Below are 19,518 nucleotides of genomic sequence, written 5' to 3' on the forward strand. Positions count from 1 at the left end.
TGGGGCGGCGGGCGCCGGCCCGCGGCCTGGGCCCGGCGCCCGCCGCCCCCGATCCCGGCGCCGTGCCGCCGCCGCCGCGGTTCTGACGCGCCGGCGCCGCCTCTCCCGCGATCGGCCGATCTGCCCTATCCTGCTGCTTCTTCTTCGCCGTTTCTGTTGGACATTCAGGTCATGACCGAGGACTTCCACCGCATCCGCCGCCTGCCGCCCTATGTCTTCGCCGAGGTGAACCAGGCAAAGGCCAAGGCACGCGCCGCCGCGGAGGACATCGTCGACCTGGGCATGGGCAACCCGGACAGCCCGACGCCGCCGCATATCGTCGCCAAGCTGATCGAGGCGGTGCAGAACCCCGACACCCACGGTTATTCGGCGTCGAAGGGCATTCCCGGGCTGCGCCGGGCGCTGGCCGCCTATTACGCCCGCCGCTTCAACGTCGAGCTCGACCCCGAAACCGAGGTGGTGGCGACGCTGGGCTCGAAGGAAGGCCTGGCCAATCTCTCGGCCGCCATCACCTCGCCGGGCGACACCATCCTGGTGCCGAACCCGAGCTACCCGATCCACCAGTTTGGCTTCATCATCGCCGGCGCCTCGGTCCGCTCCATCCCGCATGCCCCGGGCGAGGAGATGCTGCAGGCGCTCGACCGCGCCGTGCGGCATTCGGTGCCGAAGCCGACCGCGCTGATCGTGAACTTCCCGTCCAACCCGACCGGGCTGATGGCAGGGCTCGACTTCTACCGCGAGATCGTCGCCTTCGCGAAGAAGCACGAGATTTTTGTTCTGTCCGACCTGGCTTATGCGGAACTGTATTACGGGGACAAGGTGCCGCCCTCGATCCTCGAGGTGCCGGGGGCCAAGGACGTGGCGGTGGAATTCACCTCCATGTCGAAGACCTACAACATGGCCGGCTGGCGCATGGGCTTCGCCGCCGGCAACCGCAAGCTGATCGCCGCGCTGACCCGGGTGAAGTCCTATCTGGACTACGGCGCCTTCACGCCGATCCAGGTGGCCTCGGTCGCCGCCCTGAACGGGCCGCAGGACTGCATCGAGGAGATGCGCCGCCTCTACCGCGAGCGCCGCGACGTGCTGGTGAAGGGTTTGAAGCAGGCCGGCTGGGACGTCCCCGTGCCCGAGGCCGGCATGTTCGTCTGGGCCGAGATCCCCGAGCGCTTCCGCGCCCTCGGCTCGGTCGAGTTCAGCAAGCTGCTGCTGAACAAGGCCAAGGTGGCCGTGGCCCCGGGCCTCGGCTTCGGCGAGCATGGCGACACCCATGTCCGCATCGCCATGGTCGAGAACACCCACCGCATCCGCCAGGCGCTGCGCGGCATCCGCGGCTTCCTGGCCACCGACAACGGCGGTCCCGCCGAGTCTCCCGTCTCCGCTGAACTGGTAAAAGAATGACCCGTCCGCTTTCCGTCGCGGTCGCCGGCCTGGGTACGGTCGGCGCCGGCCTGCTGACCCTGCTGCGCGACAATGCCGAGCTGATCGCCGCCCGCGCCGGCCGGCCGATCGTGGTCACCGCGGTCGCCGCGCGTGACCGCAACCGCGACCGCGGCGTCTCGCTCGATGGGCTGCGCTGGTACGAGGATCCGGTGGCCATGGCCGCCGATGCCCAGGCCGATGTCATCGTCGAGCTGATCGGCGGCAGCGAGGGGCCGGCCCGCGCCCTGGTCGAGGCGGCGCTGGCCGCCGGCAAGCCGGTGGTCACCGCCAACAAGGCGCTGCTGGCGCTGCATGGCACGGCGCTGGCCGGGCAGGCCGAGGCCTCCGGCGCCACGCTGGCCTATGAGGCGGCGGTGGCCGGCGGCATCCCGGCGATCAAGGCGCTGCGCGAGGGCCTGGCGGCGAATGGCATCCGCCGCGTCACCGGCATCCTGAACGGCACCTGCAACTACATCCTCACCTGCATGCGCGAGCAGGGCCGCGAATTCGGCGACGTCCTCGCCGAGGCGCAGAAGCTGGGCTATGCCGAGGCCGACCCCTCCTTCGACATCGATGGCATCGATGCCGCGCACAAGCTGGCGATCCTGGCAGCACTCGCCTTCGGCCGCCCGGTCGATTTCCCGGCCGTGCATGTCGAGGGCATCCGTGCCATCTCGGCCCTCGACATCCGGCTGGCCGACCAGCTGGGCTACCGCATCAAGCTGCTGGGCATCGCCGAGCGCACCGAAGGCGGCGTGGCCACCCGCGTGCATCCCTGCATGGTGCCGGCCAGCCATCCGATCGCCCGCGTCGACGGCGTCTTCAACGCGGTGGTGGCCGAGGGCGATTTCGTCGGCCGCGTCGTGCTGGAGGGCCGTGGCGCCGGCGCCGGCCCCACCGCCAGCGCGGTGGCCGCCGACCTGATCGACATCGCCCGCGGCCGTGCCACCCCGGTCTGGGGCGCCGCCGGCGCGGCGCTGACCAGCATCGCCGCCGAGCCGATGGAGCGCCATCACGGCGCCTACTACCTGCGGCTGATGGTGCTGGACCGGCCGGGCGTCATCGCCGATGTCACCGGCGTGCTGCGCGACCATGGCGTCAGCCTGGAATCGATGATCCAGCGCGGCCGCGCGCCGGGCGAGGCGGTGCCGGTGGTGCTGACCACCCATGCCTGCCGCGAATCCTCGATGCGCGCGGCGCTGGCCCGCATCACCGCGCTGGAGGCGGTGCTGGAGCCGCCGGCGCTGATCCGCATCGAAACCCTCTGACCAGCGTTACCGGGGCAGTTGATGCTGCCCCGGCTTCTTTCCTGACGACAAGCCGGGCCGAAACAGGAGCTTCCATGCGCGACCTCATCCCCGTCGACCGCAACCTCGCCCTCGAGCTGGTGCGCGTCACCGAGTCGGCCGCGCTGGCCGCCAGCCGCTGGATCGGCCGCGGCGACAAGAACGCCGCCGACGGCGCCGCCGTCGACGCCATGCGCCGCGCCTTCGACACGGTGGCCATCAGCGGCACCGTCGTCATCGGCGAGGGCGAGATGGACGAGGCGCCGATGCTGTTCATCGGCGAGAAGATCGGCAGCGGCGGCCCCAAGGTCGATATCGCCGTCGATCCGCTGGAAGGCACCAACATCTGCGCCACCGGCGGCCCGAACTCGATCGCGACACTGGCCGTCGCCGAGGATGGCGGCTTCCTGCACGCGCCCGACATCTACATGGACAAGATCGCGGTGGGCCCCGGCCTGCCGGCCGGCGTGGTCGACCTCGACGCCTCCGTCGAAGAGAACCTGCGCGAGCTGGCGAAGGCGAAGAAGAGCGAGATCAACGATCTCGTCGTCTGCATCCTCGGCCGCGACCGGCACAAGGACATCATCAAGGCCTGCCGCGCCGCCGGCGCCCGCATCATGCTGATCCCGGACGGCGACGTCGCCGGCGTCATCGCGGTCAGCCAGCCGGAAGCCGGCGTCGACCTGTATCTGGGCTCGGGCGGCGCGCCGGAGGGCGTTCTGTCGGCGGCCGCGCTGCGCTGCATCGGCGGCCAGATGCAGGGCCGCCTGCTGTATGAGGATGACAGCCAGATCGCCCGCGCCCGCGAGATGGGCCTGACCGATCCGCACCGCAAGCTGACCGCCGAGGACATGGCGAAGGGCGACGTGATGTTCGCGGCGACCGGCGTCACCTCCGGCCCGATGCTGCGTGGCGTCCGCCGCACCTCGGCGGCGGCCTACACGCATTCGATCATCATGCGCAGCAAGACCGGCACGGTCCGCTACATCGAGGCGCACCACAACTTCTCCCTGAAGCCGCGCGCCTTTGTCGATTGATCTGCCCCTGAACGACCTGGCGGAGGGGGCGGTGCTCGGCGTCGCCCGCTCCGCCCTCGGCCGGCGCTGGGTCTGGCGCGAAGGCGATGCCCGCATCGGCATGGCCATCGCCCAGCGCCTGGACCTGCCCGAGCTGCTGGGCCAGCTGCTGGCCGCCCGCGGCGTCAGCGCCGACCAGGCCGCCCTGTTCCTGGAACCGACGCTGCGCGCCCTGATGCCCGACCCTTCGGTGCTGATGGACATGGACCGCGCCGCCGCCCGCCTGGCGAAGGCGGTGCGCGACGGCGAGCCGGTGGCAGTCTTCGGCGATTACGACGTCGATGGCGCCTGCGCCGGCGCGCTGATGACGCGCTTCCTGCGCGAGCTCGGCTGCCCGGTGCGCGCCTATGTCCCCGACCGGCTGAAGGAAGGCTACGGTCCCAACCCGACCGCCGTCGCCGCCCTCTGCGCCGAGGGCGCGACCCTGCTGGTCTGCGTCGATTGCGGCATCGCGGCGCACACCGCGCTCGCCGCCGCCGAGGGCCGCGCCGATGTCGTGGTGCTGGACCACCACAAGGCCGAGGGTCCGGTGCCGGTGGTGGCCGCGGCGGTCAATCCGAACCGGCTCGACTGCGGCTCCGGCCTGCGGCATCTCTGCGCCGCGGCGGTCAGCTTCATGGCGGCCGTCGCGACGCTGCGCGAGCTGCGCCGCAGCGGCTTCTTCGAGGGCCGCTCGCCGCCGGACCTGCTGGGCTTCCTCGACCTGGTGGCGCTGGCGACGGTCTGCGACGTCATGCCGCTGGTGGGCCTCAACCGCGCCTTCGTCACCCAGGGGCTCAAGGTGATGGCCCGCGGCGAACGCCCTGGCATCGCCGCCCTGCTGGAGGTGGCCCAGGCGCGCGACGCCCCCTCCGCCTATTCGCTGGGCTTTCTTCTCGGCCCGCGCATCAATGCCTCGGGCCGCATCGGCGAGCCGGATCTGGGGCTGCGCCTGCTGGCCTGCGACGACCCGGTCGAAGCCCGCGTCATGGCCGAGCGCCTGGACCTGGTGAACCGCCGCCGCCAGGAGGTGGAGAGCGAGGTGCTGGCCGCCGCCTTCGCCCAGGCCGAGGCCCAGGCGGAGGCCGGCCACCCGGCGCTGCTGATCGTCGGCGAGGGCTGGCATCCCGGCGTCGTCGGCATCGTCGCCGGGCGGGTGAAAGAAAAATTCAACCGGCCGACCTGCGTGGCGGGGGCGTCCGAGGGGGTTGCCAAGGGCTCCGGCCGGTCGGTGGCGGGCGTGGACCTGGGCGCCGCCGTCATCGCCGCGCGCCAGTCGGGGATGCTGGCGACCGGCGGCGGGCACGCCATGGCGGCCGGCTTTTCCTTCAGCCTGGACCGCCGGGACGAGTTCCATGCCTTCCTGAACGAGCGCCTGGCCCATGCCGCCGCGCTGCCCGGCAGCGCCGACCTGGTGGTCGACGGCACGCTGCTGCTGCCGGCGGCCAATGCGGCGCTGGCCCAGCAGGTGGCGCGCCTCGGCCCCTTCGGCGCGGGCAACGAGGAGCCCGTCTTCGTCTTCCCGCGCGTCCGCATCGCCCGGGCCGACCGGGTGGGCAAGGAAGGCAACACCATCCGCGCCTTCCTGGAAGGCGAGGGGGGCGGGCGGCTGAAGGCGGTCTCCTTCCGCGCCAAGGAAGGCCCGCTGGCCGAGCTGATGCTGAACAGCCGCGGCAGCCCGGTGCACCTGGCCGGCGCGCTGCGCGCCGAGACCTGGAATGGCAGCACCAGCGCCAGCCTGCATGTGCAGGACGGCGCGCCGGCCTAGCCGCTGCCCCGGCTGGCCCGCGGCCCTGCGCGGTCCGGCCGGGCACCGTCATGAAAGCGGGAGCTTACCGAAGCGGGAATCTGCCTCGACGCGCCGCCCACGGTGCAGGAGGCCCTCGACGGCACGCAGCAATGGGATGCCGAGCTGCCCCGGCTGACGAGCGACGATGCCGCCTCCAAGATGGCGCTCAGCACCCGGCACGACAGCAGCGCCGCGATGCAGCGTTTTTCCGCCAAGAAGGACGCGCTGCTGGCCGCGATGGAGCGCCGCCAGCGGTGTCAGACCCCTGCGGAGCGGATGCGCAGGCTGGCGGTCTTCCGGCGCTGATCTGCCGGACATCCCGAGACGGGCTGCATGGTCTTCGGGATTCCTCGCCGGGACACGCCGGCATCCGGCCGCCTAGGATCCACGGCAGCGCAGGAGGATCCAATGCAACGTCATGCCGCAGGGGAAAGGGCCGGTGATCCGCGCCGACGGCAAGAGTCGGTGGCCGCGGCCGGCGAGGCCGAGCGGCTTGCCGGCAGGCGCTGGTCTGGAAAAGATGGCATCCCCAACGGGATTCGAACCCGTGTTACCAACGTGAAAGGCTGGTGTCCTAGGCCTCTAGACGATGGGGACAAGGCCATTCTGCGCCGCGGCCAGGAGGCCCGAAGGCTGCCCGGCGGGGCGGGGCGCTTACTAACCCGGCGGGGCGGCGGCGTCCAGCCCTGTCGAGCCCGCAGCCGCGCAGAAAACACAGAAATGTCTGACCGGCGGAAGGCGGCAGCGAGCCAGGCCTGCCTGCCCAAGGTCGAGCCACAATGCTGCCTTTTTTCGCGACCCTGCCGGCAACCTGTGCTAGGAAACCAACGTTCTGGTGCCATCGGCTCACGCGGCGAATGTGACAAAGAGGTCGCAGATGCGGAACTTTCTGCCCATGCTCCTGGTGGCGGCCGGCCTGTGCAGCGCATCGCTGCTCGCCGGCACTGTCCTGGCCCAGAATACCCTGCTGCAGCAGGCCAGCGAGCTCATGAAGCTGGACGGGCTGAACAGCGACGGGCTGCAGCGCTTGTCGCGCGGCGGCCAGGAAACGGCGCGCGGTCAGCAGCTGGCGGGGCATCTCGATGAGACGCTGGCCACCTCGGGCGGCGCCGCCGCACGCTGACCACCGCGGCATTGCGATCATCGGCTTTCCCGCCCAGGATGACCGGCAGCGGGATGCGGAACACGACATGGACAGGCCCCCCAGCGAGGCCGAGTTGCGGGCTGCCCTGGCCGAAGCTGTCGCCGGTATCGAGGCGCTGATCCGCGACGGCATCATCCCCGCCGACCGCGCCGCCGAGGTCTTCGACGCCGCCATTGCCGGCTTCCCGCCGGAAGCGCGCCAGCTGATGCAGCTGATTGCCCGGGAAATTCCGGTCCTGCACCTGCCGTCCGGCGAGGGCGACGCGGAGTAGGGGCTGACCCCCGCCACCCCCGATTGCCAGATGCGCCGCCGCGCCTATCCTGCGCGACCGGAATCCAATCGGTGGGGCCCGCGGGCGGCGCTCGCGCCCGGGCCCGGGGGAGATCGCCAGGGCATGCGCTCAGCACAGGAAGCGTCGGAGCAAGCGCCCGAGACCGCGCCGCCCCCCGACTGCTGGCAGTTGTTCATCGGCTTCCTCGGGCTCGGTCTGATCGGCTTCGGCGGCGTGCTGCCGATGGCGCGCAGCATGCTGGTCGAGCGCCGGCGCTGGTTGACCGGAGACCAGTTCACCGAGCTGCTCGGCCTTTGCCAATTCCTGCCGGGCGGCAACGTCATCAATCTCTCGGTCGCCGTCGGGCTGGATTTTCGTGGCATCCCAGGGGCGACGGCGGCGCTGTTCGGGCTGATCGCCGGGCCGACCGCGGTCGTGGTCGGGCTGGGCGTGGTCTATGACCGCTACAGCGACGACCCGATGCTGCAGCATTTCTTTTCGGGCCTGGCGGCGGCGGCGGCGGGGCTGCTGGTGGCGACGGCGGTGAAGATGCTGATGCCGCTGCGCAGCAATATTCCGGCGCTGCTGGTGGTGGCGCTCAGCGTCGTCGCCATCGCCTGGGTCCGGCTGCCGCTGCTGCCCAGCATGCTGGTGCTGGCGCCGTTGAGCATTGTCCTCAGCTGGCGTTTCCCGGCGGGGGCGGCGCGCCGGTGAACACCCTCGTCGCGCTCGCGGTCATCTTCACCCAGCTCTCGCTGCTGGCCTTTGGCGGCGGCAACACCATCCTGCCGGAGATGCAGCGCCAGGTCGTCCAGGTGCATGGCTGGATGTCGGCGCAGGAGTTTTCGGCGCTCTTCGCGCTCGCCCAGGCGGCGCCGGGGCCGAACATGATGGTGGTGCCACTGGTTGGCTGGCATGTGGCGGGATGGCCCGGGCTGCTGGTCTCGTCGCTGGCCAAGTTCGGCCCGTCCTCGCTGCTGACCGGCGTGGTGCTGGGGCTGTGGCGGCGCTTCAAGGACCGGCCCTGGCGCCGCGTGGTGCAGAGCGGGCTGGTGCCGATGACCGTCGGCCTGGTCGCCGCCTCCGCCATCCTGATCACCCTGGCCACCGACCACAGCTGGGGCCTGTTCCTGATCACCGGCGTGGTCGCCGCCGCCAGCCTGATGACCAGGCTGCATCCGCTCTGGCTGCTGGCGGGCGGCGCGCTGGCGGGGCTGGCCGGGCTCGGCGCGCTCTGATCAGTCGCGGCGCGGTGCCGGGCGCCCGCGCGGCTGGCGCTGCATCGGGGTCGGGCGGCGCACCGGGTAGCTGACGCGCCCGCCGGGCTTGTCCTGCTCGAAGGCCAGCTTGCTGGCCGGCCGCTGGCAGTGCCGGCAGCGCAGCCGGCCGGCCAGGTCGCGCACCGTCATCTCGCCGCGGGCTTGCAGCACGTCTTCCACGCAGAGCAGCTTTTCCCGCGGGCAGCCCGGATGGCCGCAGCGGGTGCGCAGCTCCCAGCCCTTCCAGTAGGAGAGGGGACTGTCCAGCATCCGGTCGGCCGTCGGGCCGAAGAAGGGCAATGCGGTATCGGCATAAGCGAGGCGGTTGGACATGGCCTGGCTCCGTCGGCGGCCTCCGGGGGGAGGGGTGAAGCCGCCTGCTTGCCGAAGATAAGAACGGAACAGACCAGGAACAAGAAAAATCCGCCTGGCGCGGAGGCGCGGCGCCTCAGGCCACCGCGCGCCGCCGCTGCCGGCCTTGCCGCAGCCGCTCCAGCGCCAGGTAGATGACCGGCGTGGTGTAGAGCGTCAGCAGCTGCGAGACGAGCATGCCGCCGATGATGGCGATGCCCAGCGGCTGGCGCATCTCGGCCCCGGTGCCCGTGCCGAAGGCCAGCGGCACCGCGCCGAACAGCGCCGCCAGCGTCGTCATCAGGATCGGCCGGAAGCGGTCGCGGCAGGCGGCCAGGATCGAGGCCTCGGCATCGGCGCCCTCTTCCCGCGCATGTTCGAGGGCGAAGTCCACCATCATGATGGCGTTCTTCTTGACGATGCCCATCAGCAGGATGACGCCGATCAGCGCGATGACCGTGAAGGGCGTCCCCGTCGCCAGCAGCGCCAGCAGCGCGCCGATGCCGGCCGTCGGCAGGGTCGACAGGATGGTCAGCGGATGGATGTAGCTCTCATAGAGCACGCCGAGGACGATGTAGATCGACAGGATCGCCGCCAGGATCAGCAGCGGCTGGTCGCGCGAGAAGGCCTGGAAGGCGGCCGCGTTGCCGCCGTATTCGGTGCGGATGCCGGCCGGCAGGTCGAGCGTCGCCTCCACCTCGCGCAGCCGTGCCTGCGCCTCACCCAGCGAGACATTGCCCGGCAGGTTGAAGCTGATCGAGGCCGCCGGGAACTGGCTGCGATGGGTGACGCGCAGCGGCGCCATGTCGCGGGTCAGGCGCGCGACGGCGGTCAGCGGCACCTGCGCCCCGTCGCGGCCGGGGACGAAGATGCGTGCCAGCTGCGTCGCATCCTGGGTCATCGCCGGGTCGATCTCCAGCACCACGTTGTACTGGTTGCGGGTGGCGTAGATGGTCGAGACCTGGCGCTGCGAGAAGGCGTTGTTCAGCGCCGCCCCCAGTGCCGTCATCGACACGCCGAGCCGCGCCGCCGCGTCGCGGTCGATGATCAGCTTGTTGACCAGCCCGCCGCGCTCCTGGTCGGAGGAGACGTCGAAGAAGCCTGGCGTGGTGCGCAGCGCCTCGACCATCTGGTTCGAGGCGTCGCGCAGCGCATCCAGGTCGCTGCCCAACAGCACGAAAGAGTATTGCGAGTCCCCCGGCCGGCCACCGATGAAAAGGTCCTGCTGCGAGCGCAGGAAGGCCGAGGCGCCGGGGATGCGTGACAGCGGCGCGCGCAGCCGGTCGATCACCTGGGTGGCGGAGACGCCGCGCTCCTCGACCGGCTTCAGCGTGATGTAGAACTGGCCCGAATTGCTCCCCGCACCGCCGAAGCCGCCGCCGATCTGGCTGCCGATGCTGGCGATCGCCGGGTCGCGCAGCAGCACCGCCGTCACCTGCTCCATCAGGTCGCTCATCCTGGCGAAGGAGGTGTCGGGGGCGGCGCGGACGCTGCCCGCCAGCAGCCCGGTATCCTGCTCGGGGAAGAAGCCCTTGGGCACCACCATGTAGAGCCAGACGGTCAGCCCCACGAGGCCCAGGCAGAACAGCAGCATGGTCTTGCGCCAATGCAGCACGACGCGAAGGCTGCGCATGTAGCCGGCGATCACGGCGTCCATGCCACGCTCGAAATTGCGGCCGAACCATCCGGGCGGGCGTTCCTTCTCGCCGCGGTCGAGGCGGGCGGCCAGCATCGGCGTCAGCGTCAGCGACAGCACCGCGGAGATGGCGACCGCGATCGCAAGTGTGGCCGAGAACTCCCGGAACAGCCGCCCGACGATGCCGCCCATGGCCAGCAGCGGCACGAAGACCGCGATCAGCGAGACGGTGATCGAGACGATGGTGAAGCCGATCTGCCGCGCCCCTTCCAGCGCCGCCTGCATCGGCGGCAGCCCGCGGGCGCGCATCCGCGCCATGTTCTCCAGCATGACGATGGCGTCGTCGACGACGAAGCCGACCGAGATGGTCAGCGCCATGAGAGAAAAATTGTTGAGCGAATAACCCATCTGCCAGATGACGAAGAGCGTGCCGAAGAGCGACAGCGGCACCGTCACGCTGGCCGCCAGAACCGGCCCGAGGCGGCGCAGGAAGACGGCGACCACCGCGACGACCAGCGCGATGGTGATCAGCAGGGTGAGCTCGACCTCCTCGACGCTGGCATGGATGGTCCCCGACCGGTCGCTCATCACCTCGATCCGCGTGCCGCCGGGCACCCAGGATTGCAGGCGGGGCAGCATCTCCTGCACGCCGGCGACGACGTCCAGCACATTGGCGTCGGCCTGCTTGAAGACCATCATCAGGATCGCCGGGCGCTGGTTGAACCAGGCGATCTGCCGGCTGCTGGCGGCCCCCTCGGTGACGCGCGCGACGCGCGACAGCCGCAGCAGCGCGCCGTCCTGCGCCTGCACCGACAGCGTCTCGTATTGCGGCGCGCGGCTCAGGCGGTCGTTGACCCGGATGCTGGCGGCCTGCTCGTCGCCATCGATCAGCCCGACCGGCTGGGTGACATTGGCTGCCTGGATGGCGCTGCGGATGTCGTCCAGCGCCAGGCCGGCGGCGGCGGCGGCGTTCGGGTCGACGGCGATGCGCACGGCGGGCTTGGCGGCGCCGGCCACCTGCACCTGGGCGACGCCTGGGATCTGCGACATGCGCTGCGCCACGATGCTGTCGGCGGCATCATACAGCGCGGCCCGCGTCAGCGTGTCCGAGGTCATCGCCAGGATCAGCACCGGCGCGTCGGCCGGGTTGACCTTGCGCACCGAGGGCGGGTTGGGCAGGCCCGACGGCAGGTCCTCGCGGGCCGCGTTCACCGCCGCCTGCACGTCGCGGGCGGCGCTGGCCTGGGTGCGCGACAGGTCGAACTGGATGATGATGTTGCCGCTGCCGGTCGAGGCCGAGGAGGTCATCTCGGTGATGCCCTGGATGCCGCCGATATGGCGCTCCAGCGGCGCGATGACGGTGGCCGCCATGGTCTCCGGATTGGCGCCGGGCTGGCTGACGCTGACGAAGAGCGTGGGCAGGTCGACCCGCGGCATGGCGGAGACCGGCAGCTCCTTCAGTGCCATCAGCCCGGCCAACAGCAGGCCGAGCGACAGCAGCAGCGTCGCGATCGGCCGCCGCACGAAGGGGGCGGAGATGTTGAACACCCTGGTCTACTCCGCCGCGTCCGGCTGGGGATGCGCCTGCCAGCGCCGGGCGATCGCCTCCCGGATCTTTTCCAGTGCCAGGTAGATGGCGGGCGTGGTGTAGAGCGTCACCAGCTGGCTCAGCAGCAGCCCGCCGACGATGGAGACGCCGAGCGGCAGGCGCAGCTCCGACCCCGTGCCCGATTGCAGCACCAGCGGCAGGGCGCCGAGCAGGGCAGCGGCGGTGGTCATCATGATCGGCCGGAAGCGCATCAGGCTGGCCTCGACGATGGCGTCATAGGCTGGCCGCCCATGGTCGCGCTGCGCCTCGAGGGCGAAGTCGATCATCATGATGGCGTTCTTCTTGACGATGCCCATCAGCAGGATGATGCCGATCAGGCCCACCACCGACAGGTCCAGCCCCCAGATCCGCAGCGCCAGCAGCGCGCCGATGCCGGCCGAGGGCAAAGTGGACAGAATGGTGATCGGGTGGAACAGGCTTTCGTACAGAACGCCGAGCACGATGTAGATCACCACCACGGCGGCCAGGATCAGCCAGGGCTGGCCGGCCAGCGCGCTGTTGAACTCGGCGGCGTCGCCGGCGAAGCGGCCGGTGATGGTCTCGGGCAGGCCGATCTGCTGCTCGGCGGCGCGGATCGCCGTGACCGCCTCGCCCAGCGACAGATCGGGGGCCAGGTTGAAGCTGAAGGTCACCGCCGGGAACTGGTTCTCGCGCGTCACCAGCAGCGGGCCGCGGCCGCGGCTGACGCTGGCGACGGCGCCGAGCGGCACCTCGATGCTGTCGCGCCCGGTGACCCGCAGATTGGCGAGCAGCGCCGGGTCCGGGGCGGTGGCGCCGGCCAGCTCCAGCACCACGCGGTACTGGTTGCTCTGGCCATAGATGGTCGAGATCTGCCGCTGGCCGAAGGCGTTGTAGAGGGCGTTGTCGATGGCCTGCAGCGTCACGCCGAGCCGCGCCGCCGCGTCGCGGTCGACGGTGACCTGCAGCTGCAGCCCGTCCTCGCGCTGGTCGCTGGCGATGTCGCGCAGGCCGGGCATGGCCTGCATCGCCTGCAGCATGCGCGGCGCCCAGGCGGACAGCGTCGCGGCATCGGCGTCGAACAGCGTGTACTGGTACTGGGTGGTGGCGACCCGGGCGCTGATCTGGATGTCCTGCACCGCCTGCGGCCAGGTGGCCAGGCCGGGGATGCCGTCCAGCTTCGGCTGCAACCGGTCGATCACCGCCTGCGCGTCGTCGCGCTCGCCGCGCGGATTCAGCACCGCCATGATGCGGCCGGTGTTCTGCGTGGTGTTGACCGCGCCGGCGCCGGCCACCGCGGTGACCGAGGCGACCGCCGGGTCCTGGCGCAGCACCGTCGCCGCCTCGCCCAGCAGGCGCGAGACCCGGGCGAAGGAGGCATCCTGCGGCGCCTCCGCCGTGATGCGGATCAGCCCTGTGTCCTGCACGGGCAGGAAGCCCTTCGGCATGACGACATAGAGCCAGGCGGTGGCGGCGACCGAGAGGGTGGCGATGGCCAGGGTCAGCGCCTGGTGGTTCAGCGACCAGCGCAGCGAGCGGCCATAGGCCTGGCGCATCCGCTCGAAGCCGGCCTCGGTCCAGCGGATGGCGGCGTTGGGGCGGCTTCCGCCATGCGGGCGCAGCAGCAGCGCGCACATCATCGGCGTCAGCGTCAGCGAGACCACCAGCGAGACGATGACGGCCGCCGTCAGCGTCTCGGCGAATTCGCGGAACAGCCGGCCGACCACGCCCTCCATGAACAGCAGCGGGATGAAGACGGCGATCAGCGACAGGCTGAGCGAGACGATGGTGAAGGCGATCTGCTTGGCGCCCTCGAAGGCGGCCTCGAGCGGCTTCTTCCCTTCCTCCATCAGCCGGACGATGTTCTCGATCATGACGATGGCGTCGTCGACCACGAAGCCGGTGGCGACGACCAGCGCCATCAGCGACAGGTTGTCGAGCGAATAGCCCATCAGCGACATGACGCCGAAGGTGCCGATGATCGACAGCGGCAGCGACACCGCGGGCACCAGCGTCGCCCGCCCGCTGCCCAGGAACAGGTAGATCACCGCGACGACGAGGGCGACCGACAGCACCAGGGTGAATTGCACCTCGTGCACGCTGGCGCGGATGGTCTCGGTGCGGTCGCTGACCACCGCGAGCTCGGCGCCCGGCGGCAGCCCGGCCTGCAGCTGCGGCAGCAGCGCCTGGATGCGCTCCACCGTCTCGACAATATTGGCGCCGGGCTGGCGCTGCACGTCGATCAGCACGGCGGGGCGGCCGTTGAACCAGGCGCCGTTGCGGTTGTTCTCCAGCCCGTCGGTCGCCTCGCCGACATCGCGCAGCCGGACCGGCGAGCCGTTGCGCCAGGCCAGGATGATGTCGCCGAAGGCGGCCGGCGCGGTGATCTGGTCGTTGGCCTCGATGGTCGAGGCCTGCAGCGGCCCGTCCAGCGAACCTTTCGGCGAATTCTGGTTGGCGGCGACGATGGCGGCGCGCACCGTCTCCAGCCCGATGCCATAGGCTGCCAGCCGTGCCGCATCCAGCTTCAGCCGCACGGCCGGGCGCATGTTGCCCTGCACGGTGACGCGTCCGACGCCGCTGGCCTGGGCCAGGCGCTGCGCCAGCAGCGTGTCGGCGACGTCGCTGAGCCGCGTGATCGGCAGGCTGGTCGAGGTGAGCGCGAAGGTGATGATGGCGGGATCCGCCGGGTTCACCTTCGAATAGACCGGCGGATAGGGCAGGGTGCTGGGCAGCGTGCCGCGCGCCGCGTCGAGGGCCGCCTGCACATCCTGCGAGGCCGCGTCGAGGCTTTTTTCCAGGTCGAACTGCAGCGTGACGCGCGACACGCCGGGCCCGCTGACCGAGCTCATCGTGGTCAGGCCCGAAATCTGGGCGAATTGCCGCTCCAGCGAGGCGGTGACCAGCACGGCCACCGTCTCCGGCGAGGCGCCGGGCAGCTGCGTCACCACCTCGATGGTCGGGAAATCGACCTGGGGCAGGGCGGAGACCGGCAGGCGCAGATAGCCGAAGGCGCCCCAGAGCAGCATGGCGACCGCCAGCAGCGTGGTCGCCACCGGCCGCGCGATGAAGGGGGCGGAGAGGTTCACGACGCCATCTCCTCAGCGGTTTTCGCGGCGCCGAGCGGGGCGCTCGCCGCTGGCAGGCGGCGGGTTCTGCGGATTGCCGGCGCCGGGCTGGGCGCCCTCGCCCGGGGCGGCGACGCCGCCGGCGGCAGCACCGCCCGGACGGACTTCCGCGATGCGGCTGCCATTGTTCAGCCGCTGCGCGCCGGAGGTGACGACGCGCTCGCCCGCCTGCAGCCCGGTCTGGATCGCCGCCTCGCTGCGGGTGGTGGCGCCCAGCGTCACGTTGCGCTGCTCGATCGTCGAATCGTCCTTGGCCACGAAGACAAAGCTGCCGGCGGGGCCCTGCTGGATGGCGACCAGCGGCACCACCAGCGCGTCGCGGATGGTCTGCACCGGCAGCCGCAGGGTGACGAAGGCGCCGGGCCAGAGCTGCCGCCGCTCATTCGGGAAGCTGGCCTTGACCGCGATGCTGCCGGTGGTGGCATCGACCAGGTTGCCGACGGTCAGCACCGTGCCGCGCTCGGCCGCCTGGCCGGGGCCGCCGGGCGCGCTGGAGGGGGTGGGCACCGTCTCCACCGGCACCGGCCCGGCCTGCATGGCGGCGAGCAGCCGCGGCAGCTCCTGCTGCGGCAGGGTGAAGTTCACCGCGATCGGCGCGAACTGCGCCAGCGTCACGATGCCGTTGGTGTCGCCACTGGCCACCAGATTGCCGATATCGACCGCGCGGATGCCGACGCGGCCGGCGAAGGGCGCGCGGATCACCGTGTCGTCCAGCTGGGCGCGGGCATTGTCGATGGCCGCCTGGTCCTGCTGCACCTGGGCCTCGTACATGGCGACCTGGGCGCGCTGGGTGTCGACCTGCTGCCGCGTCACGCCATTGGCGCGCAGCAGCCCCTCATAGCGCTGCAGGTCGAGGCGGGCATTCGACAGCTGCGCCGCGTTATAGGCCTTCTGCGCCACCGCCTGGGCCAGGGCGGCGGCATAGGTGCGGTCGTCGATGCGCGCCAACACCGCGCCCTTCTCGACCTCCTGGCCCTCCTGGAACAGGATGTCCATCAGCTGGCCGGAGACTTTCGACCGCACGGTGACGGTGTTCATCGCCTGGACGGTGCCCAGCGCGTCCAGCGTCAGCACCAGATCTTTGCGCGATGCCGCCCCCAGCGTCACCGGCACCGCCATGCCGCCGGCGCCGCCCGGGCCGCCGGAACCACGCCGCCCGGCGCCGGGGCCCGTGGGCGCCGCGGCCTGGCCTTCGGCCGCCGGCTGCATGCGGGTCTTCCAATAGTAGTAGCCGCCACCGCCCAGGATCGCGAGGCCGGTGAGGACGAGGAGCGTGCGGGGAAGGGCCATGGTCGGCAGCGATCCGGTATCAGCGCCAGCCGCCGCCCAGGGCGCGGAACAGGCCGGTGGCGGCCTGCAGCCGTGCCAGCCGCGCCTCCACCAGGGCGTTGCGCGCCGAGAACAGCGTCTGCTGCGTGTTCAGCAGGGTGATCAGGTTGATGGTGCCCAGGCGCAGCTGCGCCTCGGCGATCTCGGCGGCCCGCGCCGCCCGGCTGGCCGCCTCGCCGCGCAGACGTTCCTGCTGCGTCGTCTCGCGCAGCGCGACCAGCGCGTCCTCGACATCGCCGAGCGCGGTCAGGATGGCGGCGCGGTAGCTGACCAGCAGCTCCTCCGCCTGGGCCTCGCTGAGCTGCACTTGGCCACGGCGGCGGCCGCCGTCGAAGACCGACTGGGTGACGCTGGCCAGCAGCGACCAGACCTGCTGCTCCGGCCGCAGCAGCGTGCCCAGCACGGCGCCCGAGATGCCGGCCTCGGCCGAGAGCGTCAGGCTGGGCAGCAGCGCCGTGCGGGCCACGTCGATATCGGCCTGGGCCGCGGCCAGATTGGCCTCGGCCGCGCGCACATCGGGGCGGCGCGCCAGCAGCTCGGCCGGCTGGCCGGGGCTGGCGGTCGGGATCGACAGGCCGGCCAGCCCGTCGCCGGCGACGGAGACCGCCTGGGGCGGCTGGCCGATCAGCAGCGCGATGGCGGTGACGCCCTGGTCGATGGCCTGGCGCAGCGCGGGCAGCGCCGCCTCCTGCTGGGCGACCACGGTTTCCTGCTGCGCCAGGTCGAGGCCGGTCGCCGTGCCGGCGGCGACCTGCTGCCGGATGACGGTCAGGATGCGCCGGGCCGCTTCCAGGTTCTCGGTCTGCACCCGCAGCTGCTCGCGGTCGGCCAGCAGCGCGAAATAGGTGTTGGCCAGCGAGGCGAGGGCGGAGATGCCGGTGGCGGCGGCGTCGAAGCGATAGGCCTCCAGCGTGCGCTCGGCGGCGCGGCGGCTGGCGGCATTGCCGCCCCAGAGGTCGACCTCGTAGCTGGCCGAGAGCGAGGCGCCGTAGCTGTTGCGCGTCCGCCCGTTGCCGGCCGAGCGGCCACCGCTGCCGCCGGCGGAGATCTCCGGCAGCAGGCTGGCACCGGCGATGCGCAGCGAGGCATCGGCCTGGCGGATGCGCGCCTGGGCGGCGGCCAGGTCCAGGTTGCCATTGGTCGCCGCTGTCATCAGCCGGTCGAGCTCGCGGCTGCCGAAGCCCTGCCACCACAGCGGGTCGGGCCATTGCGGCGGGGTCTGGCCGGCATGGCGGAACCGCTCGGCGATCGGCACCCCCGGGGCGGGCGCGTTGGAGGCGGTGGCGCAGGCGGCGAGCGCCAGCGGCACGACGAGGAACAACGCGCGGGCCAAAGGGGCAGGCACGTGGCGCGGCATCGTCTGGCGCATGCTCAGTTGTCGCCCCGGGCGCGGCGGGCGGCCTCGCGGCGGCGGCGGGAATCCTCGGCCAGGCGCTGGCGCCCCTCCGGCGAAAGGGTGGAGACGGCGTCGATCAGATTGTCCTCCAGCGCGATGCTGAACTGCTGGTACTCGCCGCGCGCCTTCGCCATGGCGGCGCGCAGCGTGGCGGGGTCGAAGGGCGCCTGGCCCAGCGCCTCCTCGGCGGCGGCGCGGGCCGCGCGCTGCCGCTCGAGCTGGGCCAGCACGGCCGGGCGCCCGGCATCGAGGATGGCGGTGAAGCGGGCGCGGTCGGCCTCGGGCACCAGCGCCTCCATCTGGCGGTGCACGGTGGCCAGGTCCGGGCGGCGCCCCTGCGGCTTCGGCGCGAAGACCAGCAGGCCGCCGAGCACCAGGTTCAGCGCGACCGAGGCGCCCAGCGCCGTGGTCAGCCAGGTGGCGCGGGAGAAGCGTCTCATTCGGAATCCCCGAGCGCCAGCGCCACCACCAGGCGGGGCGCCAGCAATTCGCTCTGATCGGCGGCGGCGCTCCAGGGATCGGTGCCCCAAGGGTTGGCCGCCGGAAACTGCAGCCACAGCGCGCAGGCCAGCAGCGCCGCGGCGGCGCCGAAGCCGGCCGGCAGCAGCGGGCGCAGCCAGCGCGCCGGCCAGGACTGCCGCGCCGGCAGCGGCATCCTGGCGATCCGGTCGGCGACGCCGGCGCGCATCCGGGCCAGCGCCTCGGGGCTGGCCGGCGGCAGGCTGGCGGCCAGCGCCGCCTGCAGCTGCAGCGCGCGGGCGGCGGGGTCGCGGGCCAGCAGCGCCAGCGCCCCGGCGCGATGCTCGACCGGCCAGCGGGCCGGCAGCGGGCCATGCCGCGCCAGGAACTCGGGAAGGGAGGAAAGCTGCATCACGGGCCTCCTCAGCCCAGGGCCGCCAGGCGCGCCGCCAGGAAGCGGCGGGCGCGGTGCAGCAGCCCTTCCACCGCGCGCTCGGAGGTGTCGAGGATGGCAGCCGCCTCGGCGCCGCTCAGCCCCTGGTCATGCGCCAGCGCCAGCGCCGCCCGCTGCCGCTCCGGCAGCGCGGCCAGCGCGGCCTGCAGCGCGGCGTCCTGCTGGCGCAGCGCCAGGCTGTCCTCCGGCGTCAGGCCGGGATCGGCCAGGCTGTCGGCCAGGTCATGGACGGCGAGCATCGCCGCGGCGGGGCGGCGGCGGGCGGCGTCGATCGCCAGGTTGGCGGCGATCCGGTACAGCCAGGTGCCGAAGCGGGCGCGCCCGGGGTCGAAGCGCGCCGCCTGCTGCCAGGCGCGCAGCAGGGCTTCCTGGGCGATCTCCTCGGCCTCGGCGGCGCTGCCGGTGATGCGCTGCGCCAGCGCATGCAACCGCGGCAGGTGGCGCGCCGCCAGGGCGTTGAAGGCCGGGCGGTCGCCGCCGGCGCTCCAGGCGATCAGCGCCTCGTCGGTCGCCGCCGCATGGTCGCGCGCCAGCCGTCCCTCCGGCGCTGCCGCGGGCGAGGCGCGGTTCAGGCGCAGGACGCCGGTCCAGGCCAGGGGGAGGAGCCCGGCGCGGCCGGGCAGGGGGAAAGGGGGCATCGATGGCGTTCTCGTCCCCCCTGATACGCTGGCATCCCGCTCACCCCACGCCGCCTTCGGTGCAATTTTTTCCCCGATGAATGGGGCGCCAGCATGGCCGCTCGCGGCGCCGCGCGTCCCTTTAAGCCAATCTTAGCCCCGGCCGGCGAGGCTTCGCCGGGGCTCCCGTGGCCGGCGCCGTCCTGGCGCCGGCGCCGGACGAGTCCCGGATGAGGGGCGGGAGCCGGCGCAGGCAGCCCGGCCCGCCGGCAGGATGCAAGGCATGCAGGACGGCGGCTGGCAAGGTGGTGGCGGCACGCCGGGCGGAAACTCCCCGCTCGGGGTGGCGAGCCAGGGT

At 72.1% G+C, this 19,518-nt stretch carries 17 protein-coding genes and 1 tRNA gene; 9 read left to right on the top strand and 9 right to left on the bottom strand.

The window, feature by feature from the left end; all coding sequences use genetic code 11:
- Positions 1 to 171: 171 nt before the first annotated feature.
- The 5 genes from BKE38_RS03190 to BKE38_RS03210 all read left to right on the top strand — a co-directional run bounded on the left by BKE38_RS03190 (position 172) and on the right by BKE38_RS03210 (position 5,855).
- Positions 172 to 1,398, top strand: coding sequence for an LL-diaminopimelate aminotransferase (locus BKE38_RS03190; RefSeq protein ID WP_076955927.1), 1,227 nt, complete (start codon positions 172 to 174; stop codon positions 1,396 to 1,398).
- Positions 1,395 to 2,687, top strand: coding sequence for a homoserine dehydrogenase (locus BKE38_RS03195; protein ID WP_076955928.1), 1,293 nt, complete (start codon positions 1,395 to 1,397; stop codon positions 2,685 to 2,687). Before BKE38_RS03190 ends, BKE38_RS03195 begins: the two co-directional genes overlap by 4 nt.
- 74 nt (positions 2,688 to 2,761) lie before the next feature.
- Positions 2,762 to 3,742 (top strand): class II fructose-bisphosphatase, encoded by a 981-nt coding sequence (gene glpX / locus BKE38_RS03200; RefSeq protein ID WP_076955929.1) that lies wholly within the window; start codon positions 2,762 to 2,764, stop codon positions 3,740 to 3,742.
- Positions 3,732 to 5,528 (top strand): single-stranded-DNA-specific exonuclease RecJ, encoded by a 1,797-nt coding sequence (gene recJ, locus BKE38_RS03205; protein WP_083747265.1) that lies wholly within the window; start codon positions 3,732 to 3,734, stop codon positions 5,526 to 5,528. Before glpX ends, recJ begins: the two co-directional genes overlap by 11 nt.
- A gap of 102 nt (positions 5,529 to 5,630) precedes the next feature.
- Positions 5,631 to 5,855 carry a hypothetical protein gene (locus BKE38_RS03210; protein ID WP_076955930.1) on the top strand — a complete coding sequence of 75 codons (225 nt, stop codon included), beginning with the start codon at positions 5,631 to 5,633 and terminating at the stop codon, positions 5,853 to 5,855.
- Between the two features lie 215 nt (positions 5,856 to 6,070).
- Here the strand turns inward: BKE38_RS03210 and BKE38_RS03215 are convergent.
- Positions 6,071 to 6,146: transfer RNA gene (locus tag BKE38_RS03215), tRNA-Glu, on the bottom strand.
- Positions 6,147 to 6,444: 298 nt separating this feature from the next.
- On the opposite strand from BKE38_RS03215, the gene BKE38_RS03220 reads away from it, so the two are divergent.
- The 4 genes from BKE38_RS03220 to BKE38_RS03235 all read left to right on the top strand — a co-directional run bounded on the left by BKE38_RS03220 (position 6,445) and on the right by BKE38_RS03235 (position 8,202).
- Positions 6,445 to 6,672, top strand: a complete 228-nt coding sequence (locus BKE38_RS03220; protein WP_131829480.1) for a hypothetical protein — start codon at positions 6,445 to 6,447, stop codon at positions 6,670 to 6,672.
- Positions 6,673 to 6,739: 67 nt separating this feature from the next.
- Entirely contained in the window at positions 6,740 to 6,964 is a 225-nt protein-coding gene (locus BKE38_RS03225) for a hypothetical protein (RefSeq protein ID WP_076955932.1), read from the top strand.
- Positions 6,965 to 7,087: 123 nt separating this feature from the next.
- Positions 7,088 to 7,678, top strand: a complete 591-nt coding sequence (locus BKE38_RS03230; protein ID WP_083747266.1) for a chromate transporter — start codon at positions 7,088 to 7,090, stop codon at positions 7,676 to 7,678.
- Positions 7,675 to 8,202, top strand: a complete 528-nt coding sequence (locus BKE38_RS03235; protein ID WP_076955934.1) for a chromate transporter — start codon at positions 7,675 to 7,677, stop codon at positions 8,200 to 8,202. The genes BKE38_RS03230 and BKE38_RS03235 overlap by 4 nt, the downstream gene beginning before the upstream one ends.
- Here the strand turns inward: BKE38_RS03235 and BKE38_RS03240 are convergent, their stop codons facing one another.
- From BKE38_RS03240 to BKE38_RS03275, 8 genes are all read right to left on the bottom strand, one after another.
- Positions 8,203 to 8,556 (bottom strand): hypothetical protein, encoded by a 354-nt coding sequence (locus BKE38_RS03240; RefSeq protein ID WP_076955935.1) that lies wholly within the window; start codon positions 8,554 to 8,556, stop codon positions 8,203 to 8,205.
- Positions 8,557 to 8,671: 115 nt separating this feature from the next.
- Complete coding sequence (locus BKE38_RS03245) at positions 8,672 to 11,758, bottom strand: efflux RND transporter permease subunit (protein WP_076955936.1); 3,087 nt, start codon at positions 11,756 to 11,758, stop codon at positions 8,672 to 8,674.
- 6 nt (positions 11,759 to 11,764) lie between these two features.
- Positions 11,765 to 14,866: an efflux RND transporter permease subunit gene (locus BKE38_RS03250; RefSeq protein WP_076955937.1), complete on the bottom strand. Its 3,102-nt coding sequence runs from the start codon at positions 14,864 to 14,866 to the stop codon at positions 11,765 to 11,767.
- 12 nt (positions 14,867 to 14,878) lie between these two features.
- Positions 14,879 to 16,195 (bottom strand): efflux RND transporter periplasmic adaptor subunit, encoded by a 1,317-nt coding sequence (locus BKE38_RS03255; RefSeq protein WP_076955938.1) that lies wholly within the window; start codon positions 16,193 to 16,195, stop codon positions 14,879 to 14,881.
- A gap of 19 nt (positions 16,196 to 16,214) precedes the next feature.
- Positions 16,215 to 17,579 carry an efflux transporter outer membrane subunit gene (locus BKE38_RS03260; protein WP_242662159.1) on the bottom strand — a complete coding sequence of 455 codons (1,365 nt, stop codon included), beginning with the start codon at positions 17,577 to 17,579 and terminating at the stop codon, positions 16,215 to 16,217.
- 26 nt (positions 17,580 to 17,605) lie between these two features.
- Positions 17,606 to 18,070 (bottom strand): periplasmic heavy metal sensor, encoded by a 465-nt coding sequence (locus BKE38_RS03265; protein ID WP_076955939.1) that lies wholly within the window; start codon positions 18,068 to 18,070, stop codon positions 17,606 to 17,608.
- Positions 18,067 to 18,501, bottom strand: a complete 435-nt coding sequence (locus BKE38_RS03270) for a hypothetical protein (protein ID WP_076955940.1) — start codon at positions 18,499 to 18,501, stop codon at positions 18,067 to 18,069. The genes BKE38_RS03265 and BKE38_RS03270 overlap by 4 nt, the downstream gene beginning before the upstream one ends.
- A gap of 11 nt (positions 18,502 to 18,512) precedes the next feature.
- Complete coding sequence (locus tag BKE38_RS03275; RefSeq protein ID WP_083747267.1) at positions 18,513 to 19,181, bottom strand: sigma-70 family RNA polymerase sigma factor; 669 nt, start codon at positions 19,179 to 19,181, stop codon at positions 18,513 to 18,515.
- Between the last annotated feature and the right edge of the window lie 337 nt (positions 19,182 to 19,518).

Source organism: Teichococcus deserti, from assembly GCF_001982615.1.
Taxonomy (GTDB): Bacteria; Pseudomonadota; Alphaproteobacteria; order Acetobacterales; family Acetobacteraceae; genus Pseudoroseomonas; species Pseudoroseomonas deserti.